Annotated in this window: 6 protein-coding genes; 2 read left to right on the forward strand and 4 right to left on the reverse strand. The window is 66.4% G+C overall.

The features are described from left to right. From ELR45_RS39380 to ELR45_RS28155, 4 genes are all read right to left on the reverse strand, one after another. Positions 1-568: ABC transporter permease (locus ELR45_RS39380; protein ID WP_205857415.1), on the reverse strand; the 568-nt coding region annotated here is incomplete at its 3' end. A 58-nt stretch (positions 569-626) separates the two neighbouring features. Then, entirely contained in the window at positions 627-2,195 is a 1,569-nt protein-coding gene (locus ELR45_RS28145; protein WP_129669278.1) for an ABC transporter substrate-binding protein, read from the reverse strand. Between the two features lie 313 nt (positions 2,196-2,508). After that, a complete protein-coding gene (locus tag ELR45_RS28150) occupies positions 2,509-4,035 on the reverse strand; it encodes an ABC transporter substrate-binding protein (RefSeq protein ID WP_129669279.1) in 1,527 nt (508 codons plus the stop codon). Between the two features lie 81 nt (positions 4,036-4,116). After that, positions 4,117-5,145, reverse strand: a complete 1,029-nt coding sequence (locus ELR45_RS28155; protein ID WP_129669280.1) for a D-2-hydroxyacid dehydrogenase — start codon at positions 5,143-5,145, stop codon at positions 4,117-4,119. Between the two features lie 165 nt (positions 5,146-5,310). Between ELR45_RS28155 and ELR45_RS28160 the strand changes: the two genes are divergently transcribed. Next, entirely contained in the window at positions 5,311-7,356 is a 2,046-nt protein-coding gene (locus ELR45_RS28160; protein ID WP_165368174.1) for an alpha-amylase family protein, read from the forward strand. Continuing rightward, positions 7,353-7,995: FadR/GntR family transcriptional regulator (locus ELR45_RS28165; RefSeq protein ID WP_165368175.1), on the forward strand; the 643-nt coding region annotated here is incomplete at its 3' end. The genes ELR45_RS28160 and ELR45_RS28165, both read left to right, overlap by 4 nt.

Raw genomic sequence — 7,995 nt, forward strand, 5'->3', positions numbered from 1 at the left:
GAATCACCAGCACGATCACGGGGATCGTGATGCTGCGCAACCACCCGAGGGCGTCGTCGCCGAACCGCACGTATCCCGTCGCAGGAAGCCAGCCGAGCTGGACGCCGAAGAGGACGACGAGTCCGATCGCGAGCAGCAGCCCCGGGAGGATGTGTCCAACCAGGGAGATCCCCTGGGCGATGCGGTCGATGACACCGCCGTGCGAAGCCGCCCACACGCCGAGCAGCACCGACAGGATCGCCGTGATCAGCAGCGCGGGAACAATCAGTGACAACGTGACGGCGAGCCGCTCAACCACGGCCGAGCGCACGGGAAGCGACGTGAACGCGGACTGGCCGAGATCGCCCTGGACCGCGTGCCCGATCCACTCGACATACTGCACCATGATCGGCCGGTCCCATCCGCGTGCCTCCACCAGAGCCGCGGTGGACTCGGGTGTCGCCCCCTGGCCGAGCATCGTGCGGGCGGTGTCTTCGAATGAACTGCTGATGAGAAGGAAGACGATCAAGAGGATGACGAGCGCGAGCACCAAGCCGGCTGCCAGTCGTCTGACGATGTAGAGGGTCATCTCAAAGCTCTCGTGAGGCGGGGAGTCCCAGTGGACCGGCAGGCCATGCCGTCGGTCATTACTCGAAGTCGAACGCGCGGATGGTCGTCGGCAGTCCACCCACATTCGAGTAGGTGACCCCGTCGCGCGCTGCCCACGTCGTGCCGCCGAAGGCGATCGGCACCTCGAACGCCTGCTCGACCGCGTGTGCATTGACGTCGCGGTACGCCGGTATCGCGTCCTCGTAGTCGACGGTCGTGTTGATCACGCTGAACAATTCGTCGAGGGTCGGATCGGAGTGGTCCTGCGGGTTCGAGAAGCCCCCGGCGGCGAAATGAGAGAATGCGTCCGACGGGTCGGAGTTGAACCCGGCGACCTGGAAGGACAGGCCATAGTCGCCCGACATGTGGGCGGATTGCACCTGCTGCGGCGGAACGGACACCCACTCGAGGTTCAGGCCGACATCGGAGAAGGCCTGCGAGATCGTCGGTTCGAACGAGGTCGACAGGAATGTGCTCGGGATCTCGAGGTTCTCCCCCGCGTACCCGGCCTCTTCGACGAGCTCACGCCCTCGCTCGGGGTCATACTCGTAGAGCCCCTCCAGGGCCGGGTCGTAGACCTCGCCTTGCGGATTGAAGATCTGCACCGTCGGGGCGCCGAGACCGCCCAGCAACCCCTCAACGAACGTCTCACGGTCGATCGCGTGGTTCAGGGCCTGACGAACGCGCACATCACCGAGCGCGGGCCAGGTCTCGCCCGCTCGATCGAGGATCTCCAGCACGAACACCACATTCGCCTCGATCTGGCTGAGAGTGTAGACGCTCTCGTCGAGCTGGCCGACCATCTGCTGCTGCACGCTCGCGGCGTCGATCTCACCTGCCTGAAGTGCGTTGAACGCGGCGGTCGGATCGGGCATCACGCGCACCGTGAACGTCGAGACCGGTATCGCATCGGCGTTCCAATAGTCCTCGCGCTTGTTCAGCACGTAGGTGTTGTCCGGCACGCTGTTCGCGACATCGAGCACGAACGGCCCTGACCCGATCGGGTCGGTTGCGGTGCGCTCGTCGTCCAGCGTGTCGGGGTGCCCGATCGCTCCCGCCCCGTGGGCGATGTTGGAGAGGAACGTCGGGTCGAAACTGTCGAAGTGCACCTCGACGGTGCTCGGGTCTACGGCGGTGACTTCCGTGACCTGGGAGTACTTCGTCTGGACGGGGCCCGGCGTCTCACGCGTGCGCTCCATCGACGCGACGACCGCGTCGGCGTCAACCGGCGTGTCATCGCTGAAGGTCATACCGTCCCGAAGGGCGAGCGTCAGCAGTGTGCCGTCCTCGTTGTATTCCCAGCTTTCGGCCGCGTTCGGGATCAGCTCGCCCGTTTCCCGGTCGCGCGCCAGCAGCGTGTCCAGCACTCCCGACCACACGAACGTCTGCTGCCCGTCGATGAGCTGAGCAGGATCGAGGGAGTTCGGGCCGGACTGGACCGCGATCGTGAAGCTCCGGTCAGCGGATGGGTCGTCGCCGTCCGCTGGAGCGGCGCCGGAATCGGCGCCGGAATCGGCTCCGCAACCCGCGAGTGCCAGCGCCAGAGCGGTGGCTGTGGCCGCGAGTGCAGATGCTCCGCGGCGCTTGGTCCGACGAGTCGAGTACATGTCATTCTCCTTCGAATGGGTGGCTTCGGTCAGTCGCCGCCTGTCACCGGTCGCCGTCGCCCTGCGAGTAGTTAAGCAGTGTCGAGCGGCCGTGACAACCGATTGCCAAATTCGTTACGAATGAGCGATGCCCGCTCGGCACCGTCGTAGCTGATGAGGAGGGTGTCGGATCTGTGAAGAGGCGGTCATCGTGGATCTGGCATGCGACGGCTGCGCACGAGCCCGTATGTCTGTCAATCGATTGCCACAGTCACCATTCCGCAGCCTGCCCGCGCAGCAGCGCTTCGCTTCGCCACCCATTGGGTAAGACAGCTCACTCAGCAACGTCGAACACCTGCAGGTCCGGCATGGACAGGGCACTCCCGACATACTCGACGCCCTCGACCGTCGCCCAGATCGTGTCGATCCACAGAGCGGGTGAGAACCACGCGTTGTCGATTCCGAACTGGTTGATCCGGCGGTACAGCTCGTCGGCCTCGTCCGGGTCGATCTCAGCCGCAACCTCCTCGATGAGCCCGTTAAGCTCGGGATCGATCGAACCGAACGGGTTGTTCGATCCATCCGGGGCGAAGTACTGGGCCACCGCGCGAGACGGGGGCGCCGCGCCCCCGATGTTCCAGTAGGCCGCCCAGTCGGTCGACTGCCCGGAGGTCTGTGCCGGAACCGGATCCCACTGGAGCGTGATCCCGATGTCGGCGAAGGCCTGCGAGAGCGTCGCCTGGAACTGCATCGACATCAAGTTCCCGGGCATCGCGAGGGTGAACCCGTCGCCGTAGCCGGCCTCCGCCATCAGCTCGCGCGCCGCCTCGACGTCGTACGGGTACGTCTGCTCCCTCTCTGGCAGGTAGGCGGAGCTCAGGGGGTTGAAGATCTGTGCGGTCGGCACGCCGAAACCGTAATTCAACGACTCGACCATTCCCGCCCGGTCGATCGCCATGTTGATCGCCTGACGCACGCGCAGGTCTGCGAGCGCGGGGACGACCTCGCCGTCCCTGTCCGCCAGCACGATCTGCGCCAGGCCGACACCCTCGACCTCGGTCAGCGACAGGCCGGCGTCCACCGCGTGCTCGGCCATTTCGCCGTCGACGGTCGCCGCGTCGAGCTCGCCCGCGATCATCGCGTTGAACTGCGCGGTCCGATCCGCGATGGGCCGGATCGTCACCGTGTCGAACGGATACGCGCCGGTGTTCCAGTGGTCGTCGCGGCGATCGAGCACGTAGACCACGCCGTCCTCGGTCTGGTCGGCGTCGAGCGTGTAGGGCCCGGATCCCACAGGGTCGAGCTGGGTCCGCGGATTGTCGAGCGTCTCGGGATCGCCGACGACACCCGCGGCCTGTGCGAGCGAGTTGAGGAGGTTGTCGTCGGGCTCGCTCAGGTTCAGCACGACCGTATGGTCGTCGGGCACCTCGATCGATTCGATCGCCGAAAGATTCCCCTGCTGGGCACCAGCCGTGGTTCTCGTCCGTTCGAGCGTCCCCCGCACGTCCTCGGCGGCGACAGGCTCTCCATCTGAGAACGACATGTCGTCACGGAGGTGCAGCGTCAGGGTGAGCGCGTCGTCGGAGTACTCCCAGCTCTCGGCAGCCGCTGGCTGGAGCTCCCCTTCATGATCGAGGTACAGCAAGGTGTCGAACAGCGCACCCCAGACGTAGCGTTGGACGCCGTCGTGAAGTTCGGCGGGATCGAGAGAGTTCGGCGGCTGCGGCACCCCGAACACGAGTGTGGCGTCCCCCTGTGGGCTCGTGGACCCGCCTCCCTCAGAGCTGCAGGCGCTCGCTACGAGGAGCGCTCCGACCAGCAGGGCGCTGCCGGTGGTGCGGCCAAGGAATCGTTTCGGCATGTAGTCTCCTTTGACTCGGTCGTCGGTGATGGTCCGGTTCCCCGTCGCGCCGATCTGCACTAGCGCGGATGCGTATCGTGCTCACCTCTCCCGCGGGTGCGGGATGCTGCCACTGAAGATGTCTCGTGGGCTCAGCTGATTGAGAAGCTGCTCCCCCGCTCGGTAGCGGCGGATGTTCTCCACGATCGTGTCGATGGACCGCTGCGTGCGATCGGGGAGCCTCGGTGTTTGATGAGGGGTGATCAGCACGTTGGGCGCGTCCCACAGGGGCGCGTCGGCAGGCAGCGGCTCGGGGTCGGTGACATCGAGTCCCGCACCAGCTACCACCCCGGAGTGCAGCGCATCTACCAGCGCGTCCTGGTCGATCAGCCCTCCGCGTCCGAGGTTGATGACGTAGGCTCCCGGCCGCAGCCGAGCGAGGCGTTCTCGCGACAGGATGTGATACGTCTCGTCGCTCAGGTGGGCGGCGAGCATCACGACATCGGTCTGCTCGAGCATGGTGTCGACCGAGTCACCCGCGTCCGCGGCATAGAGCCGGTCGGCCTCGTCGCCCGTTTCCCCAGCCCGACGGCGATACGCGAGCACACGCATCCCGAACGCCTTGCCGAGCTTGGCCATCTCTCGGCCCGTATGTCCGTAGCCGACGATGCCGAGCGTCTTCCCCCACAGCGCCATGCGGTCGGCATAGCCCGGGATCCCACCCCATTCGTGCGCATCCTGCTTCTCGAGGAGCCGACGCGCATCGAACGTCAACGCGAGCGCGAAGTAGAACGCATGCTGCGCGAGCGCGGGAGCGGATCGCCCGGCTGATCCCGTCACGATGAGGCCGCGCTCGAACACCTCGGGGCGCGCGGAACGGGTGAGCCCCGCATGGTCGCAGTGCACCCACCGGAGGTTCGGCGCCGTAAGGAACCGGTCGTCGATATCGCCCCACATGACGGCGACATCGGCGCGCTCGAGCTCTCGTTCGAACTGATCCTGCTCCCTCGGGTGCAGAGCGACGACATCCGCAGGAGCGAACGCACGTCGCAGCTGCTCGATCTCGTCCGGCTCCCAGAGGAGCGACACCACCACGCGCACGATCTCACGCCCCTGCCCGTTGCTAAGCATCACGTAACTTTCCCCTCTGGTTGGACCAATTGCACGGCAAGAGAATCATGCGCCATGAGCAATGTCAATGGTCACCGGTGATGGCGGCCATTCAGAGAACCCGCTAGGGTTTGTGATGGCCACATTGGTCCGACCAGACTGGCCGCGATGCGAGGAGGCATGCACGTGAGCACGACGCCCGACGAGACCCCATCAACGGCGAAGTGGTGGAACTACCCGTTCGCCGTCTTCCAGACCAACCTCCAGGAGATAGACGCGAGTCTCGATGTCGAGGCTGCTCTCGACGCGATCGAGGCGCACGGCGCGAACGCCTGGTTGCTGAACACCGGCGGCATCATTTCGAACTTTCCGACCGAGCTCCCGTTCCAGACACGTAATCCTCACCTCGCGGAGAGGCCGTCGGGCGACCTCGTCGGCGACGCAGTCGAGGCCGCACACCAACGCGGCATACGTGTCCTCGCCCGATTCGACCTTTCAAAGGTTTCCGCTCCGATCGCCGCGGCCCATCCGGAGTGGTGCTTCCGCACCCACGACGGCGAGCCGCAGGTCTACAACGATCTGTGGAGCATGTGCCCGTCCGCGGGTTACTACCAGGAGCGCTCCTTCGACATCATCGACGAAGTGCTCGACCGCTACCCGATCGACGGCGTGTTCTTCAACTGGTTCAACTTCAACATCATCGACTACAGCCGCAAGCTGTACGGCGTGTGCCACTGTACCGCGTGCGTGCGGCGGTACCGGCAATGGAGCCACGGCAAGTCGTTGCCCGTCGACACCCGAAGCCCCGAGATCCGCACATGGAGCCGGTTCACAGCAGAGGTGCTCGCCGACCTCAACACACGAATCACGGCGCACATCCACACACGGGCCGAGGATGTGCTCGTGGTCCTCGGAAAGCAGGCGGACATGCGGTATGCAGAGTCGAACAAAATGTTCGGCCGCGACCTCTGGCCGCACACGACGGGCGAGGACGTCAGCGAGCTTCACCATCACGAGCCGCCCGTCCCGGCGCTCGTGAACAGCGTCAGCTTCGTCGACATGCCGTACCGCATGGCGGGCGAGGAACCGTCGCACTTCGCCCAGTACCTCATCCAGGGGATCGCCCGCGGGGGCATGCCCTCCACCTACATCATGGGAGCACCCGGGCGCATCCCCTACCCGTCTCTGGAAGCCGCAGGCGAGATCACGAGATTCTTCCGGCGCCACGAGGAGGACGTCTACGGACGACTCGCACCCGCGTCGCGCATCGCCCTCGTGAAGGCACCACCCGCACAGCTCGGCTCAGCGGCATCCGAGGAGTACCACGGGACGTACTCGATGCTGCAGCGAGCGCAACGCCCCTTCGACGTAGTACCACTCGATCAGATCGCACAGCTTCAGGCCGCGGGCCGGCTGGCTCGATTCGACCTCCTGGTCATTCCCGACGTCGGCGCCCTCGGATCCCAGGCGGCCGCCCTCGACGCGTACGTGCGTGACGGCGGGAACGTCCTGACCACCGGAGCATCCGGCTTCACCGAGGACGGAACCGCCGAACTGCGCACCTCGCCCGCACACGCTCGCGTCGGCGACGTCCGGTGCGGGCAGGATCTCTGGTCGACGTACGCGACGCTGGCACCCCAGGATCATGCCGCATCGCACCACTTCGACGCGCCGATCGTCCCCGTGCTCGGGAAGCTGCACGACTGCGCGTGGGCCGTCGGCGCCCTGCGCCACGGAGTCATGCTTCCCCCCGCCCCCTTCGGCCCGCCGGAGAAGGCGTACGGTCACATCCCGTCCAAGGAGCCCGCATACGGCAGCCTTCCGGATCCCAGCGGCGGCAGCGTCACGGTTCTACCGTGGACGATCGGGCAGTCGTACCGCGAGATCGAGACCACACCGCCTCAGGAGATGTTCCTCCGCATCGTCGACGCCACCGCTCCGCCGCGGCTACGCTTCGACGCGCCGGAGAACGTGGAGGTGATCGTCGGCACGGCAGGCGACCATCTCGTCATCCACCTGGTGAACCTCACGGGAGCGAGCCGACGCGGGTTCCGCCCTCCCGTCGCCGTCACCGGCGTGCGCGTTATGCTTCCCCAGACAGCGCGCGACCCGCGAGCGGATGCCCTGGTCGCAGGTGTGCCGTTGGATGCCGGCGTGGACGGCGTGCTCGAGCTCGGGACGCTTCATGACTTCGAAGTTCTGCGCATCAGGGGAGCTGCATCGATCGCATGACGCCACCGCCGACCCGTCACACGGAGACCGTCGATCGTCTCCTGTCCGCCATTCAGGACGGAGACTTCGCGATCGGCTCCGTGCTCCCGCCGGAACGCGTCCTCGCCACGGACTTCGGGGTCAGTCGCAATACGCTTCGTGAGGCGATCCGCGCCCTCGCCAATGCGGGCGTGGTCGAGATCCGCGGGCGATCGGGGACCGTCGTCCTGCCCGCCGCGGCGTCATACAGCGTCGCTCTCCGCGCCCGCGCCGAAGCCGCCGGCGACCACAGCCCACTGGACCTCGTGGTGGCGCGTCTCTCCGTCGAACCCGCGTGCGCCGAGCACGCCGCGATCCATCACACGGAGGAAGACCTGCGCAGGATGTCTGATGCGCTCGCACAGCAAGAGGCAGCCGTGCACAGCGGAGATGACCCGTCGGCGCCGGATCTCCTCTTCCACAGCGCCGTCGCCGCGGCAACGCACAACCCTGCACTCGCAGTGCTGCAGAACCAGCTTGCGCAGATGATGCACGGTTCGCTGTGGACCGAGCTCAAGGGCAACGCACGCGCCGGCGCGGAGGCCGGCGAACGCTACCTCTCCCACCATCGGACCATCGCAGACGCGGTCGCGGCGGGCGATCCGCGCCGCGCGGGCCAGC

Source organism: Phytoactinopolyspora endophytica (assembly GCF_004138495.1).
GTDB classification, from domain to species: Bacteria; Actinomycetota; Actinomycetes; order Jiangellales; family Jiangellaceae; genus Phytoactinopolyspora; species Phytoactinopolyspora endophytica.

Bases quoted from the DNA above. Each gene is read 5' to 3' on its own strand.
- ELR45_RS28155 (WP_129669280.1), bottom strand. From the start codon at position 5,145: ATGCTTAGCAACGGGCAGGGGCGTGAGATCGTGCGCGTGGTGGTGTCG.
- ELR45_RS28150 (WP_129669279.1), bottom strand. From the start codon at position 4,035: ATGCCGAAACGATTCCTTGGCCGCACCACCGGCAGCGCCCTGCTGGTC.
- ELR45_RS28145 (WP_129669278.1), bottom strand. From the start codon at position 2,195: ATGTACTCGACTCGTCGGACCAAGCGCCGCGGAGCATCTGCACTCGCG.